A 22,725-nucleotide genomic window follows, 5' to 3' on the forward strand; every position below is an offset into this window, starting at 1 on the left:
AAGAAATTCGGTAGAACACGTCCAAAAACCGGTTTTTTTGACCTTACTTTGCAAAAATTTCCGCGCGCAACGCAAACGGATCTCCTCGAATATTTTACGTCTCAATCCATTATGAACATTTTACTGTTAGGTAGCGGTGGCCGGGAGCATGCCCTGGCCTGGAAAATGGCTCAAAGTCCTGCATGTACGAAGCTTTACATCGCCCCGGGCAATGCGGGAACTCCTGCCTATGGCGAGAACGTCCATCTTTCCGTCTCTGATTTCGAAGGTATCAAAGCCTTCTGCATCGATAAAAAAATAGACCTGCTGCTGCCCGGCTCCGAAGAGCCCCTGGTACTGGGCGTTTTCGACTTCTTCGCGAACGATCCCGCCCTGCAGCACATTCCCGTGATCGGCCCCTCCCAATCGGGCGCCCGGCTCGAAGGCTCCAAAGCCTTCGCCAAGGAGTTCATGCTCCGGCATAATATCCCCACCGCCGCTTACCGCGAGTTCAGCGAAGCCAATTTCGAAGAAGGCCTCGCCTATCTCAGCGAACATTCCCTCCCCATCGTGCTCAAGGCCGACGGCCTCGCGCTGGGCAAGGGCGTGGTGATCTCTTCCCTCCACGAAGAAGCGATCGCGGAATACACGGAAATGATCAAATCCGCCAAATTCGGCGACGCCAGCAAGAAAGTTGTGGTGGAACAGTTCCTCACCGGCATCGAGCTCTCCGTTTTCGCGCTGAGCGACGGCAAGAACTACGTACTGCTGCCGTCCGCCAAGGATTATAAGCGCATCGGCGAAGGAGATACCGGCCTCAATACCGGCGGCATGGGCGCTATTTCGCCCGTTCCTTTTGCAGACGCAGCTTTCATGAAGAAAGTGGAAGACCGGGTGGTGCGCCCCACCGTGGCCGGACTGGCCGCTGAAGGCATCGTGTACCAGGGATTCATCTTCTTCGGCCTCATCAACGTGGAAGGCGAGCCCTTCGTGATCGAATACAACTGCCGCATGGGCGACCCGGAAACGGAAGTGGTGATGCCCCGCCTGCAGAACGACCTGCTGGAGCTGTTCTCCGCAGTGAAAGGGCAGAATCTCGATAAGGTAACGGTTTCGGAAGATCCGAGAGCCGCCGCCACCGTGATGCTCGTGAGCGGAGGGTACCCCGAAGCCTACGAGAAAGGCAAGGAAATCACCGGCATTCCCGCGCCCACGGCCGATCAGATCGTGTTCCAGGCAGGTACCAAAGCCGATGGCGGCAAAACGCTGACCAACGGCGGACGCGTGCTTGCTGTCACATCTTTGGCAAGCGATTTGCAGCAGGCTTTGGCGCATTCCAAAGAGACTGCCGAAAGCATTTCGTTCGGGGGCAAGTATTATCGTCGTGATATTGGATATGAATTCCGCTAAGCAATTCGTCGTACAGGGTTCACGGATAGTGAAAATATGCATATAGCATTTCTTTTATTTATTTCCGGCTAAACTCTTGAATAATCCAATAATTGCATCGTATATTCGTTAGAATTATTCATTTTTGCATTCAAATATTTTTGACCGTATCAAACAATGGGCTTCTTTAACTTTTTAACTCAGGAGATTGCAATAGACCTCGGCACCGCCAATACGCTGATCATTCATAACGATCAGGTGGTGGTAGACGAACCTTCCATCGTGGCCATCGAAAGGGCCAGTGGCAAGATCGTTGCCGTGGGTAAGAAAGCAATGATGATGCACGAGAAAACGCACGAGTACCTGCGTACGATCCGTCCGCTGAAGGACGGTGTGATCGCAGACTTCAATGCGGCTGAGGGGATGCTCCGCGAGCTGATCAAGATGGTTTATCCCAAGAAGCCGTTGTTCGCCCCCAGCTGGAAGATGGTGATCTGTATCCCGTCCAGCATTACGGAGGTGGAGAAGCGCGCAGTGCGCGACTCTGCCGAGCAGGCGGGCGCCAAGGAAGTGTATCTCATTCATGAGCCGATGGCTGCGGCCCTCGGTATCGGTATAGACGTGGAGGAGCCGGTAGGTAACATGATCATCGACATCGGAGGCGGTACCACCGGTATCTCCGTGATCGCGCTGGCGGGTATCGTGTGCGACCAGTCGATCCGCATCGCGGGCGACGAGTTCACCGCCGACATCATGGAAGCCCTCCGCCGCTACCACTCGCTGCTGATCGGTGAGCGTACCGCAGAGCAGATCAAGATCCAGATCGGGTCTGCGCTGAAGGAGCTCGACAATCCGCCGGACGACATTCCGGTGAACGGCCGCGACCTTGTGACCGGTATTCCCAAACAAATCATGGTATCGTACCAGGAAATAGCCGAAGCGCTGGACAAATCGATCTTCAAGATCGAAGAAGCCATCCTGAAGGCGCTGGAAACCACGCCCCCCGAGCTGGCAGCGGATATTTACCGCCGCGGCCTGTACCTCACCGGCGGCGGGGCCCTGCTCCGAGGGCTGGACAAGCGTCTGAGCCAGAAGATCAAACTGCCCGTTCATGTGGCCGACGATCCGCTGCGCGCCGTGGTAAGAGGCACCGGTATTGCCCTGAAACACATCGGCAAGTATCCTTTCCTGATGCAATAAAACTAACACATCCCGGCATGCCCAAGGCATGCCGGGATGATATCCGGAATCCTAAGACTCGTATCCAGTGCGCAATCTGATCATTTTCTTACGGCGGTACTTCAACTTCTTTCTGTTTTTGCTGCTGGAAGTGATTTGTTTGATTTTCGTTTTCCGGACCAACAATTTCCAACGATCCGTTTACCTCAATTCCGCTAACGGCGTCTCCGGCAAACTGTACTCCCGCTACAACGACGTTCAATATTATTTCCACCTGGCAGAAACCAACGACAGCCTCGTAGCCGAAAACCTGGCCCTCCGCCAGCAACTGGCCACGGGTTTTGACCAGCGCGACACTTCCGCAGTCATCGTCATGGACACCCTCCGGAAATTTACCAACGATACGGCCCGCAAGCTCCTCAGCACGGAGGTGCGCAAGTTCCTCTACCGCGAGGCCAAGGTCATCAACAACTCGGTTAACCAGACCACCAACTTCATCACCATCCGCCGCGGCACCAAAGACGGGATTCGTCCCAACATGGGTGTGATCGGGCCAAACGGTATGGTAGGCGTGGTGCGCACCGCCAGCGAAAACTACGCGGTGATCATCTCCCTGCTCACCAAATCCAACGGCAGCACGTCTTCCTTCAGCTTCAGCTCCCGCCTCCGGAACTCCGGCGAAATCGGGACGGTGTACTGGGACGGGTACGACGGCGGATACGTGACTATGAAAGACGTGCCGAGGAGCGCCAAACTGCACAAGGGCGATACGGTGGTAACGAGCGGATTTTCGGCCGTTTTCCCGGAAAACATCAATATCGGGTATATCGATACGTTTTATACGGGCGAGAAGGCGAGCACGTCTTACACCATCCGCCTCAAACTGGCTACCAACTTTTATAACCTGCAATACGTGTACGTGATCGAGAACCTGTTGCGCGATGAGCAAACCAGACTGGAAGATTCGACACGCAAAATGTTGAAATGAGCATACTGTTAAGAAATATCATCCGTTTCATCCTTCTAATCCTGTTCCAGGTACTGGTGCTGGACCGGATACTCGTTCACCAGATGGTGAACCCATATCTCTACATGCTCTTCATCCTGCTGCTGCCTTTCAACATTCCCCGCCCGGCGCTTCAGCTCCTGGGCCTCCTGCTGGGCCTCACGCTCGATATGTTCTCCGATTCCATGGGCATTCACGCCGCGGCATGCGTCTTCATCGCTTACCTGCGCCCGTTCGTGCTCAACGTTCTCAGTCCGCAGGGCGGCTTCGAAGGGCCCCAGCGAACGCCTTCCGTGACCACCATGGGGATTTCCCAGTTCGCGATTTATGTGACCGTGATGGTCTTGTTGCATCACATCGCGTATTTTTGTTTGTCCGTTTTCAGTTTTTCCGACCCCCTGTACCTCCTGATGAAGATCTTGTTGTCTACAGCAGCCAGCTTGTTATTGATCCTGATATATGAGTTGTTGTTCTTCAGCAGGAAATAGGGAACCATTAAGTTATAAATCCAGCAACCTGCCATGTCCGTTTTTAATCAGTCCAGAAAGCGCGTCATCCAGTTTATCATGCTCGGCACCGTATTGGTGATCGTGGCGAGACTGTTTTTCCTGCAGGTGGTGGAAACCAAATATTCCAAACTGGCCGATGCCAACGCCCACCTTCGCAAAGTGATCTACCCGAGCCGCGGCATCGTGTACGACCGCCATGGCCGCGCCGTGATGCGGAACGAAGCGTTGTACGACCTGATGGTAACGCCCATCAACGTTAAAAATATCGATACGGCCTATATGTGCGAGATACTGGAGATCGAGAAGAAGGAATTCCTCCGCAGGATCCAGGTGGCGAGGAACCGCGAGGGGCCGCGCCGCCCATCCGTGTTTGCCAGCCTGCTCTCGCCAGATATGTACGGCAAGCTGCAGGAAAGTATGTACCTGTTCCAGCCCGGCTTCGAGCTGGTGCAGCGGCCGGTGCGCTCGTACCCCTACGGCGTGGGCGCCAACTTCCTCGGTTATATTTCCGAAATTACGCCCGGCATGCTGGGCGATACCAGCGGCAAATACAGCGGCTACCAACAGGGCGATTATATCGGTATGACGGGGCTGGAGCGTACTTATGAGGACATTCTCATGGGGCAGCGCGGTATCCAGTACCTGGTGAAAGACAACCTCAACCGTCCGCAAGGCTCCCTGGAAGGAGGGATATTCGATACCGCCGCCGTAGCCGGTAAAAACCTGCGACTGGCGCTGGACATCGATCTGCAGGTGCTGGGCGAGAAAATGATGGCGGGAAAGATCGGCTCCATCGTCGCCATCGACCCCCAGACCGGCGGCATCCTCACAATGGTGAGCGGCCCCACCTTCGACCCGAACTTGTTATCCGGCTCCTACCGCGCCAAGAATCTCGGCATCCTCTTCACCGACACCGTGAAGCCGATGCTCAACCGCGCTATCCAGTCGGCTTATCCGCCCGGTTCAACATTCAAGCCCATTACAGGACTTATCGCGCTCGACGAGGGGGTGATCACGCCGAGTTTCGGGTTCCCCTGTCACGGCGGATACGGCCTTTGCGGCCGCTTCTCCCGCTGTACGCACAGCAACCCGGGCCACGCTGCCAATATGCGTACTGCTCTGGCGAATTCCTGCAACAGCTATTTCATGCACATCTATCGACTGTCGGTAGATAATAAAAAATGGGGCGGCACCAAGAACGGGCAGGCCAAATGGGTGGAATACCTTAAAGCCATGGGCCTCGGCCGCCGCATCGGCGTCGATATACCTTCGGAGGCGCCGGGCGTGGTTCCTGATACCGCCCGCATGAACCGCGTTTACCGCGGCGTATGGAATTCCTGCTCAGAAATGTATGTAGGCATGGGCCAGGGGCAACTCATCCTCACACCCATGCAGCTCGCCAATGCCATGTGCATCATCGCCAACCGCGGATGGTATTACATCCCGCACTTCGTGGAAAGCATCGATTCCGATAACTCTGATAAGCTGAAAAAATACAAGGAGAAACACTCCGTTGCGCATATCTCCAACGACGCATTCCAGTCGGTGGTAGACGGTATGCACGACGTAGTGACCAGCGGTACCGCCCGTAAAGCCCAGATCGAAGGGATCGAAGTGTGCGGTAAAACCGGTACGGCGGAAAACAATGCCGTAGTAGCCGGGAAGCTGGTGAAACTGAAAGACCACTCGCTGTTCGTGGGCTTCGCGCCGAAAGACAATCCGAAGATCGCCATCGCCGTTGTGGTGGAAAACGCGGGCTTCGGTTCCACTTACGCCGTGCCCATCGCCAGCATCCTCATGGAAAAATACCTGACGGATACCATCTCCGCGAAACGTAAGCCCGTGCTCGAACAAATGCTCGCCGCCAATACGTTCTCCCAGGAGATCAAGAATAAATCGAAACTCGACTCCCTCAACAGCGTAAACTACGCTGGCGCCGAAGGAGCCGTGATCATGCGGAAAATACTCGGACACTAAATAAAACGCGCAAACAGACACCATGAACCGCTCACAAACGAAACTCACCGCCGGCATCGACTGGCCCGTTCTCGGGATGTACCTCGCGCTGGTATTCATCGGCTTCCTGGCGATCTTCGCCGCGGAATACCGCGAAGGCGACAATGTGATACAGAACCTCCTTTCCCAGAATAAAAACTGGGCCAGGCAGGTACTGTGGTTCGGTGTGTCTATCGTACTGGCGTCGGGTATCTGGCTCACCGACAGTAAGTTCTTCACCGCCACCGCCAATCTCTTCTACGCATTCGGCATCCTGCTCCTGCTCGTAGTATTGGCCATCGGAACGGGGGTGAAGGGATCCAACTCCTGGCTCGAACTAGGCGGCTTCCGCTTCCAGCCGGCGGAATTCACCAAGCTATGTACCGCCCTGGCCCTGGCCAAATATCTGTCGGCCATGGAAACGGATTTCACCAAACTGCGCTCCCGCCTCATCGCGGTGGGCATGGTGATGTTCCCCCTGGCGATCATTATCCTGCAGGACGAAACCGGCCTGGCGCTCGTATACCTCGCCTTCTTCCTGGTGATGTACCGCGAAGGCCTGCCCGGCGTATTGCTGGTGATCGCGTTCTCCGGCATCGTACTCGTGCTGAGTGCCCTGCTGATCGATAAATTCATTCTATTATACATTTTTACCGGCGTGGCCGCACTCGTCGTATATTTCAACCGCTTCCAGATCAGAAGAAGCAAATCGCGGCTGGTGGTGATCATCGCCGTATGGGCGTTCTGCTCCTCCTTCGTGATGTATATCGTACCTTTTGTGTTCACAAACGTGTTGAAAGATTACCAGGTGCGCCGCATTTACGTGATGCTGGGGCAGGAAAACGATCCTAAAGCCACGTACAACACCCGCCAGTCCATGATCGCCATCGGCTCGGGAGGGTTGCTGGGGAAAGGGTATCTCAAGGGTACACAAACCCGGTTCGACTTTGTACCGGAGCAATCCACCGACTTCATCTTCTGCACCATCGGCGAAGACTTCGGCTTCGTCGGAAGCGTTGTTTTCCTGGCGATTTACGTCTCCCTGCTCTTACGGATCATCTTCATCGCAGAGCGACAGCGAAGTACATTCAGCCGCGTATATGCCTATAGCGTGGCTTCCATCATCTTTTTCCACCTGGCGATTAATATCATGATGACCATCGGTCTGGCCCCGGTTATCGGGATACCCTTGCCCCTGGTGTCTTACGGCGGGTCGTCGCTGATGACATTTTCCATGCTCATCTTCATCATGCTGCGGCTGGACGCCGACCGGCAGATGGTACTGAGATAGGGGCCGATTTGTTACATTTGTGCAATGGCACGTATCATACCACTTTCGGAAGGAAGCTTTACCGTAGACGGAACCAAGCAATTCGTCCCATTCGACGACAGGAACGATCAACTGAAAGACAGGGCCGCAGGCTCATTGCTGGTAGAAATCCAGCCTTTTCTCGTGATTACAGACCGGGATATTATTTTGTTGGATACGGGACTGGGGTTCCGCAATGCCGATGGTATCCTGCAACTCCATCAAAACCTTATCGACAATGGCATCAATCCCATGGAAGTGACAAAGGTGCTGATGAGCCATCTGCATAAGGACCACTCCGGCGGCGTCATCGTCACCGATCCTGTTACCGGCGACCGCAGTCTGAGTTTCCCGCATGCCACTTATTATGTATCCAAACCCGAGCTGGATTACGCTTTTGCGCACGACGGGAAATCTTACCAAAAAGAAGATTTCGACCTGCTCGCCCAGCGTGATAACGTGGTGTTCACCGAAGGCGAAGGCACGATCGACGGGTATATCCATTATGAATGGTCGGGTGGGCATTGCCCGCAGCACCAGGTGTTCCTGATCGACGACGGGGAGGATAAAGTATTTTTCGGTGGGGACGAAGCGCCGCAGAATTCCCAGATGCGGAGCCGTTTTGTGGCAAAGTATGATTATGACGGGAAGCGGGCGAGCGAATTGCGGCAGGCGTACTTGGAACGGGGAATTACGGAAGGATGGACGTTTTTATTCTATCACGATACCAAGCAACCCACTACAAAATTCCAGTCATGAACCATTTCGCTGAAGCCTGGGTGCAGGCGTGGAACAGCCACGACCTCGACGCCATTATGGAACATTATGCCGACGATATTGTTTTCCATTCCCCCGTTATCCAGCAGCTGAACAACGACCCCCTGGGCCGTTTAACCGGAAAGGCCGCCTTGCGCGCTTATTTCGAGAAAGGCCTGGCCGCTTACCCCGATCTGCATTTCGAGCTGTATCACGTGCTCGAAGGCGTGGATTCGGTGGTGTTATTTTACAAAAGCATCCGTAACCGGCTTTCCGCCGAGATGATGGTGCTGGGGCCGGATGGAAAAGTGAAAGAAGTGAGAGCGCATTACAAAGAGCAATAAAACAAAGCCCCCCGCTGAAACGGGGGCTTCTTATATCCTGGATTTTGTTTACCGGCGATTATCGTTGTCCCGGTGCTCGCGCCGTTCTTTGAGCTGGCGGATCATCATGGACCTGAATTCCCTTTCCGCGCGGTACAACTGGGTAACTTTGGCGGCGGGCAATACTTTGAGGAACTCCTGTTTGTAACGCGTTTTGATATCCACCATGCGTTTCTCGAAACCCAGTTCCTTATCGAGGGCCTCGCTGGCGAGGGCATCGGTGCGGGGGTTGGATTTCAGTTCCTTGTTCTTTTTGCGCCTTTCGGCGATGAGCTGGTTCACTTCCTCGGAATACCGTTTGTATACGGGCCAGAATTTCTGGGCTTCTTCGGGTGTGAGGTCCAATTCGCGGGAGATATAGAGGATTTCGAGGGATTTGACCTTATCTTCTTTCGAGGCAGGCTTTTCCTGCGGCGCTTTCTGCGCAGGCAGGGAAATGGCCGGCAACATGAAAATGCCGATGAACCCGAATAATATCCCAATCAACTTAATCCGTTTCATCTGGTTATCAATTATTTAACTGTGTCTGCCGCAAGAGGTTGTCTTCCAGCATAAGATCGATTTCTTCTGTACTCAGCTCTTCGGGCAGTACCGAGGGCATGCCGGCTTCGAGCGATACGTTGGCAAAGATATTGTCGTCATCGAAATCATCCGAGCGGTATTGCAGAAAATCTACGATTTCCTGGTCGCTGATCTGTGCCATTTTTCGGTCGATGCTGCTGCCTGTCCATTCCCTTACACCCCAGATGGCGGACACTACCACCACACCGGCGATGGCCGCGGCCGCGAGGCAGCGTTTGAACAACCGGATTTTCCGGCCGATAGGAATCACTTTGGTGGTCGGCTCCTTGCCGCTGCCCTGGATCAGTTGGCGGTCCAGCCCTTTAAAATACCCATGCGGGGTATAGAAAGGCGCGGTTTTGCGGGGAATGGAAGCGAGGATGGGCGCGATTTCCATCAGTTCGTCCGTCACTTCTTCTTCTGCGGCCAGGTTGCGTACACGGTCCATGAGGATATCCGGGAACCGGTCGAAATACGCATACGGCAGGCCGTACCCGGGCGTATCGCCCAATTCGGGCAGCCCCGGCGAAACCTGCTTCAGTTCATCTGCGATATCTTTTCCTTTCTGCGGCATATGTAAGTATGACCATTCTACAGGGGAATGGTTTAACTGTCAATTATTTTTTAAGAATTCTTCTACTTTTTTAACGGCATGATGATACGATGCCTTGAGGGCGCCTTCGGAAGTGTCCAGCACCCGGCTCATTTCCTCGTATGGCATTTCGTCGTAATACCGGAGGTTGAAAACGGTGCGCTGCTTTTCCGGGAGGCTGAGAATGGCGCTCTGCAGCTTCCATTCAATTTTCTTCGAATCGTAGTTGGGATCGGCCTCCAGTTTATTGGCGAGCCCCGATTCCATGTCGGACAGGGAAAGGGCGGATTTCCGTTTCAGGCTGTCCAGGAAGGTGAGGCATTCGTTGGTGGCGATTTTGTACAGCCAGGTGTACAGCCGGGCGTCTTCCCGGAAATTATCCAGGTTCTTCCAGACTTTGATGAATACGTTCTGCAGCACGTCGTTGGCGTCGTCGTGACTGATCACGAGGCGCCGGATGTGCCAGTAGAGCTTCTCCTGGTACTTCCTGACAATGAGCGTGAAACCTTTCTCCCGGGTATCCGGATGTCTGAATATCGACAGTAGTTCTTTATCTTCTTGCGTTACACCCATAGGCGTTTTTACGATAATATGAGCGGAATCTCCTGGAGGATACCGGTTTTAACACCTAATATAACCATTATCCGCGTTCCGGGTTTGCTGTAAAAACAGAAAAAACCATCATTAAGATGGTTTTTTCGGGCGAAGGTTTAATGTCGCTATAGCATTTTAACCTTTTTTCGGGCAATGGCCTTTTCAGCCGCTGCTACGATATAAGGTGTATCGAGACCGTATTTGGTCAGCAATTCGTTGGGTTTGCCGCTTTCCCCGAAGGTATCGTTGGTACCGATGTATTCGATGGGGATGGGATTGTGGCGGGCAGCTACCTGGGCGATGGAATCCCCGAGGCCGCCGAGCACGTTGTGCTCTTCGGCAGTAACGGCGCAGCCGGTTTTGGTGATGGATTTGATCACGGCTTCCTCGTCGAGGGGCTTAATGGTGTGAATGTTGATAAGTTCCACGCTGTAGCCTTTTTCTTCAAGGATGCGGCCGGCTTCCACGCATTTCCATACCAGGTGCCCGCAGGCGAAGAGGGTGATGTCGGTACCTTCGTTCAGGATCTGGGCTTTGCCGATCTGGAACTCCTGGTTTTCGGGCGTGAAGTTGGGCCATTTGGGACGGCCAAAGCGCAGGTATGCGGGGCCTTCGTGATCGGCGAGGGCAATGGTGGCGGCTTTGGTCTGGTTGAAGTCGCAGGGTACGATCACGGTCATGCCGGGCAGCATCTTCATCATCCCGATGTCTTCGAGTATCTGGTGGGTGGCGCCGTCTTCGCCGAGGGTGAGGCCGGCGTGGGATGCGCAGATTTTAACATTTTTGCCGGAATAGGCTACCGACTGGCGGATCTGGTCATAAACGCGGCCGGTGGAGAAGTTGGCAAAAGTGGTGGTGTAGGGGATTTTGCCGCCGATAGTGAGGCCTGCCGCCACGCCGATCATGTTGGCTTCCGCGATACCGCATTGAACGAAGCGGTCGGGGAATTCCTTGATAAACGCCTGCAGTTTCATGGAACCGAGCAGGTCGGCCGTGAGGGCCACCACATTAGGGTTCCTTTTGCCTGCTTCCAGGATACCTTCGCCGAATCCGCCGCGGGTTTCCTTCTCGTTCAGTACTTGTATGTCTTTTACCATAATGCCAGAAATTTGTGTCGCAAAGCTAGAAAATAAAATAAATTAATTCTGTAAAACACGGTCGCGCAGGGCAACTTCCCACTGCCAGGCGGTACGCATCGAGTCTTCGATACCGATTTGCGGGTCCCATCCCAGCAAAGATTTCGCCTTACTGTTGTTGGCATAAATCGCGATAACATCGCCGGGGCGCTCGGGGCCCATTTCGTAATTCAGTTGCTGGCCGGATACCTTTTCGAATGCTTTAATGGCTTCGAGTACGGTTACGCCGTTGCCGGTGCCGAGGTTGAATACATCCAGGTTGCTGCTGTTGCGTTTCTCCAGGAGGTATTGCAACGCTTTGGTATGGGCATTGGCGATGTCCATCACGTGGATGTAATCGCGGATGCAGGAACCGTCGCGGGTATTGTATTTGGAGCCGAATACGGTCAGCTTCGGGATTTTGCCGATAGCGGTCTGCGTGATCACCGGCACCAGGTTGTCGGGTTTGCCGAGGGGCAGTTCGCCGATAAGGGCGGAAGGGTGGGCGCCTACGGGGTTGAAATAACGTAACAGAATGCTGTTGGCCGTGTTCACCCGGCTGAAATCTTCGATGATCTGTTCGCCCATCTGTTTGGTGCGGGCATAAGGGCTTTGGGCCTCACCCAGCGGCGTGGTTTCCACGACCGGAAGCTCGGTGGCGTTGCCGTACACGGAACAGGAAGAGGAGAATACGAAATTGGGGATCTTGTACTCACGGATGCATTTCAGCACGTTGACGAGCGATGTGAGGTTGTTCTGAAAATACAGCAGCGGCTCGTTTACGGATTCTCCCACGCTCTTCAGCGCCGCAAAGTGGATAACGCCCACGATGTCGCGGTTTTCATGAAAAACGGCATTGGTGTCTTCCAGGTTGCAAAGGTCCACTTTATAGTTGCGGATCTTACGCCCGGTGATTTTTTCCACTCCCTCCAGGAGCTGTGTGGAACTGCGGATGTTGCTGTCGACCGATACCACGTCGAAGCCGTTGTTGATAAGATCTACGATGGTGTGCGATCCGATGTATCCGCAACCGCCCGTTACAAGGACTTTCTGCATACTGAGTGACTATTTAATCAGATTCATCAAATAAGCGCCATAACCGCTTTTTAAGAGCGGTTGCGCGAGATTAAGTAACTGTTCGTTATTGATAAAACCCTTCCGCCAGGCGATTTCCTCGATACAGGCGATCTTGATGCCCTGCCGCTGTTCGATGACCTGTACGAATTGGCCGGCCTGCATAAGGGAATCAAAGGTGCCGGTGTCGAGCCAGGCGGTGCCTCTCGGGAGGATGGAAACCTGCAACCGGCCTTTTTCCAGGTAGGTTTTGTTCACGTCGGTGATCTCGTATTCGCCGCGCGCGCTGGGCTTCAGCCCGGCAGCGATCTCCACGACTTCATTATCGTAAAAGTAAAGCCCCGGTACCGCGTAGCTGGATTTGGGAACGGCGGGCTTCTCTTCGATGGAAACCGCCTTCATGTCTGCGTCGAATTCCACCACGCCATACCGCTGCGGGTCCGACACATGGTAGGCGTACACGATGCCGCCCTGCGGAGTGGTATTATTGGCCAGCTGCCTGCCAAGGCCGGCGCCATAAAAGATATTATCGCCCAAAACAAGGGCCACCGCATCATTACCGATAAAGTCCTTCCCGATCACAAAGGCCTGTGCCAGCCCGTTGGGTTCGGGTTGTTCCGCGTAGGAAATCTCCAGCCCATACTGGCTGCCGTCACCGAAAAGGCGCTGGAAAGCAGGAAGATCGTGCGGGGTGCTGATAATGAGTATTTCCCTGATTCCAGCCAGCATAAGGGTGGAAAGCGGGTAATAGATCATCGGTTTATCATAAACAGGCATGATCTGCTTGCTGATCGCGTAGGTGATGGGGTGGAGCCGGGTTCCGGAGCCGCCTGCCAGAATTATTCCTTTCATGGCTTGAAACCAGTTTTTGGAGGCACAAAAATAGTCGAACTGTCCCTATTCCCCTATTATTTTGTGAATTAATGCAATATTCAAATGCATCATACCCTGTTTTATGACAATTCCTGTGCCAGTGGCGGGGTTTTGTCATGCCGGTAGGCTTAGTACGGTTACAGTACGGTATCTGTACTGTATCTGTACTGTATCCCTACTGAGCGGGTACCAGGTCCCGCTGTAGTCTCCCATTCAGTCGATCAAATTTGATTATCAATATGATATATGAAAAAAGCCGTCCAGGCGGACAGCTTTTTCTATTGCAGTGGGTGCGAATGCTTATTTCACGAAGAGGTTCACGATGAAGAACACACCGGCCGCGAGGGCGGCGCTGATGGGGATGGTGAGGATCCAGGCCCAAAGGAGGTTCACGGTAACGCCCCAGCGTACGGCGGAGAGGCGTTTGGTGGCACCCACACCGATGATGGAGCCGGTAATGGTGTGCGTGGTGCTCACCGGGATACCGAAGCTTTCCGTCATGTAGAGGGTGATGGCGCCAGCGGTTTCGGCGCTCACGCCTTCCAGCGGGGTTACCTTGGTGATGCGGGTACCCATCGTTTTCACGATTTTCCAGCCGCCGCTCAGGGTGCCCAGGCCGATGGCCACGAAGCAAGCGAACGGCACCCAATCGGGCACATCCTTGAGGGTGGCGATGCTCCCGTGCGCCACCATGGCCGCCGCGATAATGCCCATTACCTTCTGGGCATCGTTACCGCCGTGGCCAAGGCTGAAAGCAGCGGACGAAACCAGCTGCAGGCGCTTGAACCAATTTTCCGCCTTGTAAGGATTGGCTTTCCGGGAGATGTTAACGATGATCACCGTGATGATAAAAGCCACCACCATCCCTATGAAGGGGGCCAGTACGATGAAATACACCGTAGGCAACACTTTGGAAAAGTTGATAACGTCGAAAGAACCGTGGGCGTTGGCAACCGCAGCGCCAATGAAACCCCCGATCAGGGTGTGGGAAGAGCTGGACGGGATCCCGTACCACCAGGTCAGGAGGTTCCAAGTAATGGCGGCCACCAACCCGGAGAAAATCACCTTCAGGGTAATGAACTCCTCAAACACCGATTTCGCGATGGTATTACCCACCTTGAATTCCCCGTAAATGTATTTGGAAACGAAAAACGCCGCAAAGTTGAACAACGCGGCCCACAATACCGCCTGGAACGGCGTCAGCACTTTAGTGGACACGATCGTGGCGATTGAGTTCGCTGCGTCGTGGAATCCGTTGATATAATCGAAAATAAATGCCAGTATAATGATGACTACCAGAAATGTCATGAGCTGTCGGGATTAGCGGCTACGCATATTTAATGATGATGGTTTCTATCACGTTGGCGGAATCTTCGCACTTGTCGGTAGCGATTTCCAGCGCCTGATAGATCTCGCGCATCTTGATCAGCTCCACCGCATTGCTTTCCTGCTCAAACAAATCCGCGATCGCACGGTCGTAAATATCGTCGGCATGGTTCTCCAGGCTGTTGATCCGCACACATGCATCCGTAATCGCACGCATATTGCTCATGTTGCGCAACTCGGGAATCGCTTTCGCCAGTTCCGCAACACCCTGGTTGATCAGGTCGGCCAGCTTTCGCACGCTATCGTTGATCTCCACTACCTTGTACATGTCGATACGCTTGGCGGAACCATGTATGTAGTCGGCCACGTCGTCCAGCGTAGAAGCGAGATAGTGAATATCCTCCCGGTCAAAAGGCGTAATGAAGTTCTGCCCCAATTCTACGAAAATACGATGCGTAAGGTCATCGTTCTTGTGCTCCAGCCGCTCGATCAGGTGCACTTTGTCTTTACGAACCGCAGGGTCCTTGGTTTCCACCAGCTCCACCAGCACTTTACCCATTTCCACCAGGTTTGCCGCCACGTCCTCGAAAAGAGAATAGAACACCCTGTCTTTCGGCATGAACAGTTTCACAATAGAATTAAAGCCTCCCATAAAAATTAGTGTTTGTTGAAAATTTGCCGCAAAATTAGTTTTCTATCAGAAATGGAGCCAGGAAAAAGTAAGAATTAATGTTTTGGTAACATTGAATTAATATAAGAGTAATATAGCATTTTTTCCTTTGTGACAGAATACCAGGGCCTTACAACTGTATCATATAATTAACAATTATGATGTAAAAAAGTTGCAGAAACCCTCATAATCCATCAAATGTCAGACAAACGACCACTGGATATTGTAGTAATTTCCGACGTCCACCTCGGAATCTACGGTTGTCACGCCAAAGAGCTCGCACAGTACCTGGACTCCATCCAGCCCAAAATCCTCATCCTAAACGGGGATATCATCGATATCTGGCAGTTCAGCAAACGGTATTTTCCCAAATCCCACACGAAAGTCATCCGCCGCATCCTGAAAATGATGGGCAAAGGCACCGACGTGTATTATCTCACCGGCAACCACGACGAAGCCCTCCGCAAATACGCCGGGTTCGGCCTGGGGAATTTCCTGATAGATAATAAATTAATGTTAGATGTAGATGGTAAGAAGCACTGGTTCTTCCATGGCGACGTGTACGATGTGACCATGAAGAATTCCAAATGGCTCGCCAAGCTCGGCGGAAAGGGGTATGATCTCCTAATTATCCTCAACCGCCTCGTCAACCATCTACTCGAAAAAATGGGGCGGGAGAAAATGTCGTTCTCCCGGAAAGTAAAAGCCGGCGTCAAGCAGGCTGTGAAGTTCATTTCCGATTTCGAACAAACGGTGGTGGAGATCGCGGCGGATAAGGAAATAGACGTGGTTTGCTGCGGGCACATCCACCAGCCGGTGATCCGGGAAGAACAAGTGAACGGGCGAACCGTCACCTACCTCAACTCCGGCGATTGGGTCGAAAGCCTCACAGCCCTGGAGTACACCGGCGGGCAGTGGCGCCTCTACCAGCACGCCGAAAAGAAAGCGCCGGCGATGGAAGAAGACGATGAAACCCTGCAGCTGGAATGGAGCGCGGTTGCACGGACGGTTTCCTTCCCCCGTTAATTTTCACACATTTATAACTTTTGCTTAATATTAAGGTAACGCTGAGCGGTTAAGTTTGCGTAACCGATCCGATGATAATGAAGACGCTCAAGCTACACCCACTCATGACGATATCCCTGTTACAGATGCAGATACAGCGGCTCCTCCACTGTAATGCCGCCGTGTATATCCGTCATTCCCTCGCCAATGGTTTCAATACCCTCCGCGAAGCAGGTCTCGAAGACGATGCGCTCATCGAATATCCTATAGACGAAACCCTCAGCCTGCGCGAGTTCGAAGAAGACCTGGAAGAACGTTTCCATTTTTCGCTGGAACTCTGCAACATGAACCTGAAGCCCTTCATGAACAAAAGCCTTCGCCTGTTCCAGTTACCGCCCATCTCCGAAGCGCCGCCTCCGCCGGCCCGCGGCATCGACCTCTCCATCGAATGGCTCCTGCGTCAGGGCGGAAACCCGGCACTGTAACGTTGTGCTCTTGCATGGAATTACGTGCTGTAGCGGGTTTCGGCTATCTGTTAATAATTCTTTAATGATTTCTTAACAATTAACATTCTGGTAATATTGCCTTAACATTGGCGTAATGGCGCCATGGTAGTTTTGCGGCCGTAATCAATACACAAATACGTGAAACGCATTATTACTGCTGTACAAATTATCGGGATTTTATGTATCGCCTGCCTTCCTTCTTTCGCGCAGGACGGAACCGGCAAAGTGTCCGGGAAACTGACGGATAAGAAAACAGGCGAACTGCTGATCGGTGTGACAGTGATGGTACAGAATACCTCCAAAGGCGCCGTAACCGACGTGGAAGGGCGCTACCTGCTGCAAATTGCGCCCGGCACCTACACTTTGGATTATAAATACATGGGCTACCAGACCAAATCCATCGCGGACGTGGTGGTGAAAGCCGGCCAGGTGACTAATCTGGACATCGCGCTGGACGAGCCTAAATCCAAGGAGCTCCAGGAAGTGGTGATCCGCGGCTCTTACAAGCAGGAAACCATCAACGCCCTGTACGTTGCCCAAAAGAATAACGTAAGCATCTCCAGCGGCATCTCCGGCGAAAGCATCCGCCGCAGTCCCGACCGCAATACCTCCGACGTGCTCAAACGCGTAAGCGGCGCCAGCATCCAGGATAACCGGTATATCATCGTGCGCGGCCTCAACGACCGTTACAATACCGCCACGATCAATAACGCCATGCTGCCCAGCACCGAGCCCGACCGCAAGGCGTTTTCCTTCGACCTCATTCCTTCCAACCTCATCGATAACATCGTTATCAATAAAACCGCATCGCCGGAGATGCCTGCCGACTTCGCGGGGGGCCTCATCCAGGTGATCACCAAAGACATCCCCACCGAAAACTTCCTTTCCTTCAACATCGGGCTGGGATATAACACCCAAACCACTTTCAAGGAAACCCGCGGCATGGACCGCGGCAAAAGCGAGTGGCTCACGATGGAAGACGGAACGCTGAAGCTCCCGGGCTCCTGGCCTTCTTCCCGCGGCAAATACGCCCCGCTATCCAACGAACAGAAATTCGGCCTCACCCGCGATTTCAACAATACCTGGGGCGTGGGCGACCGTGGTAAAGCGCTCCCCGCGCAAAGCTACCAGGTTACCTGGGGCAACCGCACACGCCTGAAGAACGACGGCTCTTTCGGCAGCATTATCAGTCTTACCTATCGCAATTCGGAAAACATTTATGAAGGCGAGCGGATGGACTACGAAAGCGGCAAAGTGCGGAGCTTCAACTTCAGTGAAGACATCAACCGCTTCAACTCCAGCCTCGGCGCCATCGCCAATTTCACTTACGTGAAGCGTAATAACAAGATTTCCCTGAAGAACATCTTTAACCGTATCCTCGATAATAATTACATCTACCGCTCCGGCCTCAACAACGATGCCAATGCGCAGATCCTGAGCCACGGACAGGAACTGACCATCAAAACGATGCTCAATTCCCAGCTGGAAGGCAGCCACAAAATCAATCCCCGCGACTGGAAACTGGATTGGAACCTGAACTATTCGCTGACCGACCGCAACCAGCCCGACATGAAAGTGTTGAGCTACCGCCGCGACCTGAATGCCACCGGCAACGTGCCTTACGAGGCGATGGTGCCCTTCGGAACGGCTGCGCGCAACGTTTCCCGTTTCTATTCCACCCTGGAAGAATACGCCGTTGGCGGAATGGGATCACTGACCGTGCCGTTCACCATCAGCGGACAGAAGCAGAACCTGAAAATCGGCGGGCAGAAGCTGTACCGCGAGCGTGACTTCAGCGCCCGTGTACTCGGTTATATCCGCACGAATACGGCTGATTTCAACGACGACCTGCTGACGCTTGCGCCGGGCCAGATCTTCGACCCCGCCAATATTGGTCAGAATGGTTTTGTGATGGATGAGATCACCAACAACTCCGATCGCTATAAAGCCAATTCCGACCTGATCGCCGGATACATTCAATTCGACAACAAGATCGCGGACAAACTGCGCATCGTTTGGGGCGCGCGCGGAGAATCTTACTATCAATACATCAGCACGGCGGATGCTTCCGGCAAATCGATCAAGAAAGACATGACGTTCTTCGACCTGTTGCCGAGCGCCAATATCTCTTACGCGGTGAACGAAAAATCGAACATCCGGTTGAGCGGTAGCAGGACGGTGTCGCGTCCGGAGCTGCGCGAGCTGAGCAACTTCGTGTATTATGACTTTGTGACGTACAGCAGCCTGCAGGGTAACCCTGACCTGAAGCGCGCCCTCATCACCAATGCCGACCTGCGTTACGAATTGTACCCGGGTGTGGGTGAAGCGGTGACGGCTTCCGTGTTCTACAAGCGTTTCAAGAATGCGATCGAGCAAACGGTGGATGCGGGATCTACGCCTAACCGCCGCCAGATCCGTGTAGAGAATGCCGACAACGCCGAGGCGTTCGGGTTTGAGCTGGAGCTGCGCAAGAAGCTGGACTTCATTTCCGCCGAGCCTTTCTTCCAGAATATGACCGCGTTTGCTAACTTCTCGTACATCCACTCTTCCGTTAACCTGGTAGGCGGCTCTTCCGACGGGCCTTCCCGGTCCCTCCAGGGACAGAGCCCCTATCTGATCAATGCCGGCCTGCAATACGATCATCCCGAAACGAATCTTTCTTTCGGCCTGCTCTATAACAAAATGGGGCAGCGCATTTACCTGGTGGGCTTTGAAGGTTATCCGCACATTTACGAAAGAGGCCGCGACCTGCTGGACCTGCAGATCGGTAAAAAGATCCTCAACAAACGTGGCGACCTGCGGCTGAACGTGAGCGATCTGCTGAACCAGAAATTTATTTTCTACCAGAACAACGACAACAAGAAGTCGTATAACGAAAGCGTTGACCAGATCATCACATCACAGCGCCAGGGTACCAACATCAGCCTGAACTTCTCTTACCAGTTCGGTTTGGGCAAAAAGAAATAAACCAGAGACAGTAACAATTTCATAACGCCGTGTTAAAGTGCGCGTAACATTCAGACACCACTTTTGCACTGCAATTCAATCACTGAAAATCTGTTCGAATGAAACTTGTAAAATTCCTTGCTTTTACTTTAGGGGCCGCGGTGGCACTTTCTTCCTGCCGTAACAACGACACTAACGAAGACGATCTGACGCCCGACGAGCCTACGGTACTGAGCGGTGTGCAAACATCCAGCAAAACGCTGACCGCAGATAAAGTATGGACCCTGAAAGGTTATGTATACTTCCCTGAAGGAACGACGCTGACCATCCAGGAAGGCACCGTGATCAAAAGCGACGTTACCGAGAAAGGCGCGCTGATCATCGAGCGCGGCGCGAAGATCTTCGCAACAGGTACTGCTTCCAAACCCATCGTTTTCACTTCCGGCAAAGCTGCCGGCCAGCGCCAACCCGGCGACTGGGGTGGCATCATCATCCTGGGCCGCGCCAAAACCAACCGTAGCACCGAGCCCCAGATCGAAGGCGGTGTTGGTCGTTACTACGGTGGCACCGACGATAACGACAACTCCGGCATCCTGAAATATGTGCGTATCGAATACGCAGGTATCGCGGCACAACCCAACTCCGAAATCAACGCCCTCACCCTGGGCGCAGTTGGTAAAAATACCGTGATCGACCACGTGATGACTTCCTGGGCAAACGACGATGCTTTCGAATTCTTCGGCGGCACCGTAAGCCCTACCCACCTGGTTGCTTTCGCTACCGCTGACGACGATTTCGACTTCGATTTCGGCTACACCGGTACCGTACAATACGCCGTAGCGCTCCGCCAGCCCACTTTCGTGGATCCCGGAGATGCCGGTAACGGCATCGAGTGCGACAACGACGGCCAGGGTAACACCGCCACTCCCCGCACGCACCCTGTTATTTCCAACATGACCATCGTTGGCCCGAACAATGCCACCGGTACTTTGTCCAACCACAACCTGGGCAACCGTTGGAGAAGGGCGACCAACTTCACTTTTGTGAACTCCATCCTGCTCGGTAACCAGAAAGGCGGTTTCTCCATCGAGTCTGCCGCTTCCTGGGACGATTATAAAAACAACGTGAGCAAATGGAAAAACAATATCGTATTTGCCGTAACCAAACCTTTCAGCACGGATTCCGCTACCGCCCGCTACGTGACCGGTAACAAATATCCCGCTGATCCGCTGTCGGCCGCAGACCGTACTGCCATGATCAACGAAGGCATCGCCGCGCTGCAGGCCATGGCTACCGCAAACGGACAGTTCAACTTCGTAGCGCCTACGGCTGATGCTGTTGGCCTTACCGATCCTTTCAACCTGAATACGCCCAACTTCCTGCCCAAAACCGGCTCCGAAGCCCTCGGGGGTACTTTCCAGGCTGCAACCGGTGTTAAAACGGAAACTTTCCGTGGCGCATTCGGTACAGAAAACTGGCTGGCAGGCTGGACCAACTTCAACCCTGGTCAGCAGGCTTATTAATACCGCATCTGTCGAATCGTTATAATCTACAACGCCCGGGCACCTGCCCGGGCGTTTTGTTTCCCCGGTATCGTTCCGTATTTTTGCCGGATGAAGGCATTGCGTTTCTCGGTTCGGACAGGTTTCCTGGCATTATTTCTCAGTTTGGTGGCGATCTCCGTAAAGGCTCAGTTTCTGATGGATATGATCGATACTACCACCGATCTCGGGAAGGGGATGATCTCTATCTACAAGCGTTACGACCATTTGCGCATCAGCGGCTACATGCAGCCACAGTTTCAGTACGCGTCGGGTAAAGGGCCGGAAAGCTATGCGGGCGGGGATTTCAACAAGCAGGTGGATAACCGCTTTATGCTCCGCCGGGGCCGCGTCCGGTTCGATTACGCCCACTACAACAAGCGTGATCTGCCGACGGTGCAGTTCGTGTTCCAGTTCGACGGTACCGAGCGCGGCGTGAATATCCGCGACTTCTGGGGCCGGTTGTTTGACGGCAAGTGGGATGTGATGGCATTGACGATGGGGATGTTCGCGCGGCCATTCGGGTACGAGGTCAACTTGTCTTCCGGCGACCGTGAAGCTCCCGAGCGGGGGCGTATGAGCCAGATTCTGATGAAAAGTGAACGGGACATGGGCGGTATGCTGACCTTCGAGCCCCGTTCCAAAACCCATCCCCTGCATTATTTGAAAGTAGACGTCGGCCTGTTCAACGGGCAGGGCCTCTCCGGCCCCTCGGACTTCGACAGCCACAAAGATATCATCGCCCGGGTAGCCATGAAACCAAAGCCCATCAACGCGCAAGGCTGGCTGCTGTCGGTCGGCGGCAGTATCCTCTACGGCGGGATGGAGCAGTTTACGAATAAAATTTATACGATGGAAAGCGGGAAAACGGACTTCAACGTGGACTCCAGCGCCACCAACGTGGGCGTGATCGCGCCGAGGCAGTATTACGGTGCCGACGCGCAGCTGGTGATCCCTAACGGCAAGGAGCGCGGCGCTACGCAGTTCCGGGCCGAATATATCCGCGGTACCCAAACCTCTACACGCCTCGATACAGAAACGCCGGGCATTATCCCGGTAGACAGAGCAGGGGCTTTTGCACCGCTTTACATCCGCCCTTTCGACGGCGCTTATTTTTCCTTCCTGCAACACCTCGGGCATCCGCAGCACCAGCTGGTGCTTAAATATGACTGGTACGATCCCAACCGTGCCGTAAAAGGCCGTCAGATCGGTAATGCGGCGGCGAAAAACCTCACCGGCGGCGATGTCCGTTTCGATACATTCGGGTTCGGGTACGTGTTTTACTACAATGAAAACATGAAGCTCGTTCTCTGGTACGACCGGGTGTGGAATGAGAGCACCTTGCTGGAAGGGTTCGAGGAGGATATCGCCGACAACGTGTTTACGGCGCGTATCCAGTACCGTTTCTGATTTTCCT

General features: G+C 53.7%; 21 protein-coding genes. 13 read left to right on the top strand and 8 right to left on the bottom strand.

Translation table 11 applies throughout. The features are described 5' to 3' along the window. The first annotated feature begins 111 nt into the window (after positions 1-111). The 8 genes from purD (at position 112) to WJU16_RS15690 (ending at position 8,466) form a co-directional block, all read left to right on the top strand. Positions 112-1,389 carry a phosphoribosylamine--glycine ligase gene (purD, locus tag WJU16_RS15655; protein ID WP_341834425.1) on the top strand — a complete coding sequence of 426 codons (1,278 nt, stop codon included), beginning with the start codon at positions 112-114 and terminating at the stop codon, positions 1,387-1,389. 156 nt (positions 1,390-1,545) lie between these two features. After that, entirely contained in the window at positions 1,546-2,568 is a 1,023-nt protein-coding gene (locus tag WJU16_RS15660) for a rod shape-determining protein (RefSeq protein ID WP_126244279.1), read from the top strand. Positions 2,569-2,635: 67 nt separating this feature from the next. Continuing rightward, on the top strand, positions 2,636-3,535 hold the full coding sequence (gene mreC, locus WJU16_RS15665; RefSeq protein WP_341834426.1) for a rod shape-determining protein MreC: 900 nt from the start codon (positions 2,636-2,638) through the stop codon (positions 3,533-3,535). Beyond that, positions 3,532-4,041 carry a rod shape-determining protein MreD gene (locus tag WJU16_RS15670; protein WP_298708713.1) on the top strand — a complete coding sequence of 170 codons (510 nt, stop codon included), beginning with the start codon at positions 3,532-3,534 and terminating at the stop codon, positions 4,039-4,041. The genes mreC and WJU16_RS15670 overlap by 4 nt, the downstream gene beginning before the upstream one ends. A 33-nt stretch (positions 4,042-4,074) precedes the next feature. Next, complete coding sequence (gene mrdA / locus WJU16_RS15675; RefSeq protein ID WP_341834427.1) at positions 4,075-6,039, top strand: penicillin-binding protein 2; 1,965 nt, start codon at positions 4,075-4,077, stop codon at positions 6,037-6,039. A gap of 22 nt (positions 6,040-6,061) precedes the next feature. Continuing rightward, the gene (rodA, locus tag WJU16_RS15680; RefSeq protein WP_341834428.1) at positions 6,062-7,348 is read left to right on the top strand and encodes a rod shape-determining protein RodA; all 1,287 of its coding nucleotides are present in this window, start codon (positions 6,062-6,064) and stop codon (positions 7,346-7,348) included. A 24-nt stretch (positions 7,349-7,372) separates the two neighbouring features. Further along, the gene (locus tag WJU16_RS15685) at positions 7,373-8,125 is read left to right on the top strand and encodes an MBL fold metallo-hydrolase (RefSeq protein ID WP_341834429.1); all 753 of its coding nucleotides are present in this window, start codon (positions 7,373-7,375) and stop codon (positions 8,123-8,125) included. Next, complete coding sequence (locus WJU16_RS15690) at positions 8,122-8,466, top strand: nuclear transport factor 2 family protein (protein WP_341834430.1); 345 nt, start codon at positions 8,122-8,124, stop codon at positions 8,464-8,466. The genes WJU16_RS15685 and WJU16_RS15690 overlap by 4 nt, the downstream gene beginning before the upstream one ends. Positions 8,467-8,514: 48 nt before the next feature. Here the strand turns inward: WJU16_RS15690 and WJU16_RS15695 are convergent, their stop codons facing one another. The 8 genes from WJU16_RS15695 to WJU16_RS15730 form a co-directional block, all read right to left on the bottom strand. After that, on the bottom strand, positions 8,515-9,006 hold the full coding sequence (locus tag WJU16_RS15695) for a hypothetical protein (protein WP_341834431.1): 492 nt from the start codon (positions 9,004-9,006) through the stop codon (positions 8,515-8,517). Between the two features lie 7 nt (positions 9,007-9,013). Further along, complete coding sequence (locus WJU16_RS15700) at positions 9,014-9,640, bottom strand: hypothetical protein (protein WP_341834432.1); 627 nt, start codon at positions 9,638-9,640, stop codon at positions 9,014-9,016. Positions 9,641-9,679: 39 nt separating this feature from the next. Then, on the bottom strand, positions 9,680-10,231 hold the full coding sequence (locus WJU16_RS15705; protein WP_341834433.1) for a sigma-70 family RNA polymerase sigma factor: 552 nt from the start codon (positions 10,229-10,231) through the stop codon (positions 9,680-9,682). Between the two features lie 146 nt (positions 10,232-10,377). After that, positions 10,378-11,349 carry a transketolase C-terminal domain-containing protein gene (locus WJU16_RS15710; protein ID WP_341834434.1) on the bottom strand — a complete coding sequence of 324 codons (972 nt, stop codon included), beginning with the start codon at positions 11,347-11,349 and terminating at the stop codon, positions 10,378-10,380. A 42-nt stretch (positions 11,350-11,391) separates the two neighbouring features. Then, positions 11,392-12,423: a UDP-glucose 4-epimerase GalE gene (galE, locus tag WJU16_RS15715; RefSeq protein WP_341834435.1), complete on the bottom strand. Its 1,032-nt coding sequence runs from the start codon at positions 12,421-12,423 to the stop codon at positions 11,392-11,394. A gap of 9 nt (positions 12,424-12,432) precedes the next feature. Continuing rightward, positions 12,433-13,293, bottom strand: a complete 861-nt coding sequence (gene rfbA / locus WJU16_RS15720; RefSeq protein ID WP_341834436.1) for a glucose-1-phosphate thymidylyltransferase RfbA — start codon at positions 13,291-13,293, stop codon at positions 12,433-12,435. A gap of 321 nt (positions 13,294-13,614) precedes the next feature. Continuing rightward, positions 13,615-14,622, bottom strand: coding sequence for an inorganic phosphate transporter (locus tag WJU16_RS15725; RefSeq protein WP_341834437.1), 1,008 nt, complete (start codon positions 14,620-14,622; stop codon positions 13,615-13,617). A 19-nt stretch (positions 14,623-14,641) separates the two neighbouring features. Next, positions 14,642-15,292 carry a DUF47 family protein gene (locus WJU16_RS15730; protein ID WP_341834438.1) on the bottom strand — a complete coding sequence of 217 codons (651 nt, stop codon included), beginning with the start codon at positions 15,290-15,292 and terminating at the stop codon, positions 14,642-14,644. Positions 15,293-15,508: 216 nt separating this feature from the next. Here WJU16_RS15730 and WJU16_RS15735 point away from each other — a divergent pair, with 216 nt between their 5' ends. The 5 genes from WJU16_RS15735 to WJU16_RS15755 all read left to right on the top strand — a co-directional run bounded on the left by WJU16_RS15735 (position 15,509) and on the right by WJU16_RS15755 (position 22,718). Continuing rightward, positions 15,509-16,336, top strand: coding sequence for a UDP-2,3-diacylglucosamine diphosphatase (locus tag WJU16_RS15735; RefSeq protein ID WP_341834439.1), 828 nt, complete (start codon positions 15,509-15,511; stop codon positions 16,334-16,336). A gap of 77 nt (positions 16,337-16,413) precedes the next feature. Beyond that, complete coding sequence (locus tag WJU16_RS15740; protein WP_341834440.1) at positions 16,414-16,800, top strand: hypothetical protein; 387 nt, start codon at positions 16,414-16,416, stop codon at positions 16,798-16,800. A gap of 159 nt (positions 16,801-16,959) precedes the next feature. Beyond that, positions 16,960-19,788 (top strand): outer membrane beta-barrel protein, encoded by a 2,829-nt coding sequence (locus tag WJU16_RS15745; protein ID WP_341834441.1) that lies wholly within the window; start codon positions 16,960-16,962, stop codon positions 19,786-19,788. A gap of 98 nt (positions 19,789-19,886) precedes the next feature. After that, positions 19,887-21,290 (top strand): hypothetical protein, encoded by a 1,404-nt coding sequence (locus WJU16_RS15750; RefSeq protein WP_341834442.1) that lies wholly within the window; start codon positions 19,887-19,889, stop codon positions 21,288-21,290. A 90-nt stretch (positions 21,291-21,380) separates the two neighbouring features. Beyond that, a complete protein-coding gene (locus WJU16_RS15755; RefSeq protein ID WP_341834443.1) occupies positions 21,381-22,718 on the top strand; it encodes a porin in 1,338 nt (445 codons plus the stop codon). Positions 22,719-22,725 lie beyond the last annotated feature (7 nt).

Origin of the sequence: Chitinophaga pollutisoli (assembly GCF_038396755.1) — a bacterium.
Classification (GTDB): domain Bacteria; phylum Bacteroidota; class Bacteroidia; order Chitinophagales; family Chitinophagaceae; genus Chitinophaga; species Chitinophaga pollutisoli.

Bases quoted from the DNA above. Each gene is read 5' to 3' on its own strand.
- purD (WP_341834425.1), top strand. From the start codon at position 112: ATGAACATTTTACTGTTAGGTAGCGGTGGCCGGGAGCATGCCCTGGCC.
- WJU16_RS15660 (WP_126244279.1), top strand. From the start codon at position 1,546: ATGGGCTTCTTTAACTTTTTAACTCAGGAGATTGCAATAGACCTCGGC.
- WJU16_RS15670 (WP_298708713.1), top strand. From the start codon at position 3,532: ATGAGCATACTGTTAAGAAATATCATCCGTTTCATCCTTCTAATCCTG.
- mrdA (WP_341834427.1), top strand. From the start codon at position 4,075: ATGTCCGTTTTTAATCAGTCCAGAAAGCGCGTCATCCAGTTTATCATG.
- rodA (WP_341834428.1), top strand. From the start codon at position 6,062: ATGAACCGCTCACAAACGAAACTCACCGCCGGCATCGACTGGCCCGTT.
- WJU16_RS15685 (WP_341834429.1), top strand. From the start codon at position 7,373: ATGGCACGTATCATACCACTTTCGGAAGGAAGCTTTACCGTAGACGGA.
- WJU16_RS15690 (WP_341834430.1), top strand. From the start codon at position 8,122: ATGAACCATTTCGCTGAAGCCTGGGTGCAGGCGTGGAACAGCCACGAC.
- WJU16_RS15695 (WP_341834431.1), bottom strand. From the start codon at position 9,006: ATGAAACGGATTAAGTTGATTGGGATATTATTCGGGTTCATCGGCATT.
- WJU16_RS15700 (WP_341834432.1), bottom strand. From the start codon at position 9,640: ATGCCGCAGAAAGGAAAAGATATCGCAGATGAACTGAAGCAGGTTTCG.
- WJU16_RS15705 (WP_341834433.1), bottom strand. From the start codon at position 10,231: ATGGGTGTAACGCAAGAAGATAAAGAACTACTGTCGATATTCAGACAT.
- WJU16_RS15710 (WP_341834434.1), bottom strand. From the start codon at position 11,349: ATGGTAAAAGACATACAAGTACTGAACGAGAAGGAAACCCGCGGCGGA.
- galE (WP_341834435.1), bottom strand. From the start codon at position 12,423: ATGCAGAAAGTCCTTGTAACGGGCGGTTGCGGATACATCGGATCGCAC.
- rfbA (WP_341834436.1), bottom strand. From the start codon at position 13,293: ATGAAAGGAATAATTCTGGCAGGCGGCTCCGGAACCCGGCTCCACCCC.
- WJU16_RS15725 (WP_341834437.1), bottom strand. From the start codon at position 14,622: ATGACATTTCTGGTAGTCATCATTATACTGGCATTTATTTTCGATTAT.
- WJU16_RS15730 (WP_341834438.1), bottom strand. From the start codon at position 15,292: ATGGGAGGCTTTAATTCTATTGTGAAACTGTTCATGCCGAAAGACAGG.
- WJU16_RS15735 (WP_341834439.1), top strand. From the start codon at position 15,509: ATGTCAGACAAACGACCACTGGATATTGTAGTAATTTCCGACGTCCAC.
- WJU16_RS15740 (WP_341834440.1), top strand. From the start codon at position 16,414: ATGAAGACGCTCAAGCTACACCCACTCATGACGATATCCCTGTTACAG.
- WJU16_RS15750 (WP_341834442.1), top strand. From the start codon at position 19,887: ATGAAACTTGTAAAATTCCTTGCTTTTACTTTAGGGGCCGCGGTGGCA.
- WJU16_RS15755 (WP_341834443.1), top strand. From the start codon at position 21,381: ATGAAGGCATTGCGTTTCTCGGTTCGGACAGGTTTCCTGGCATTATTT.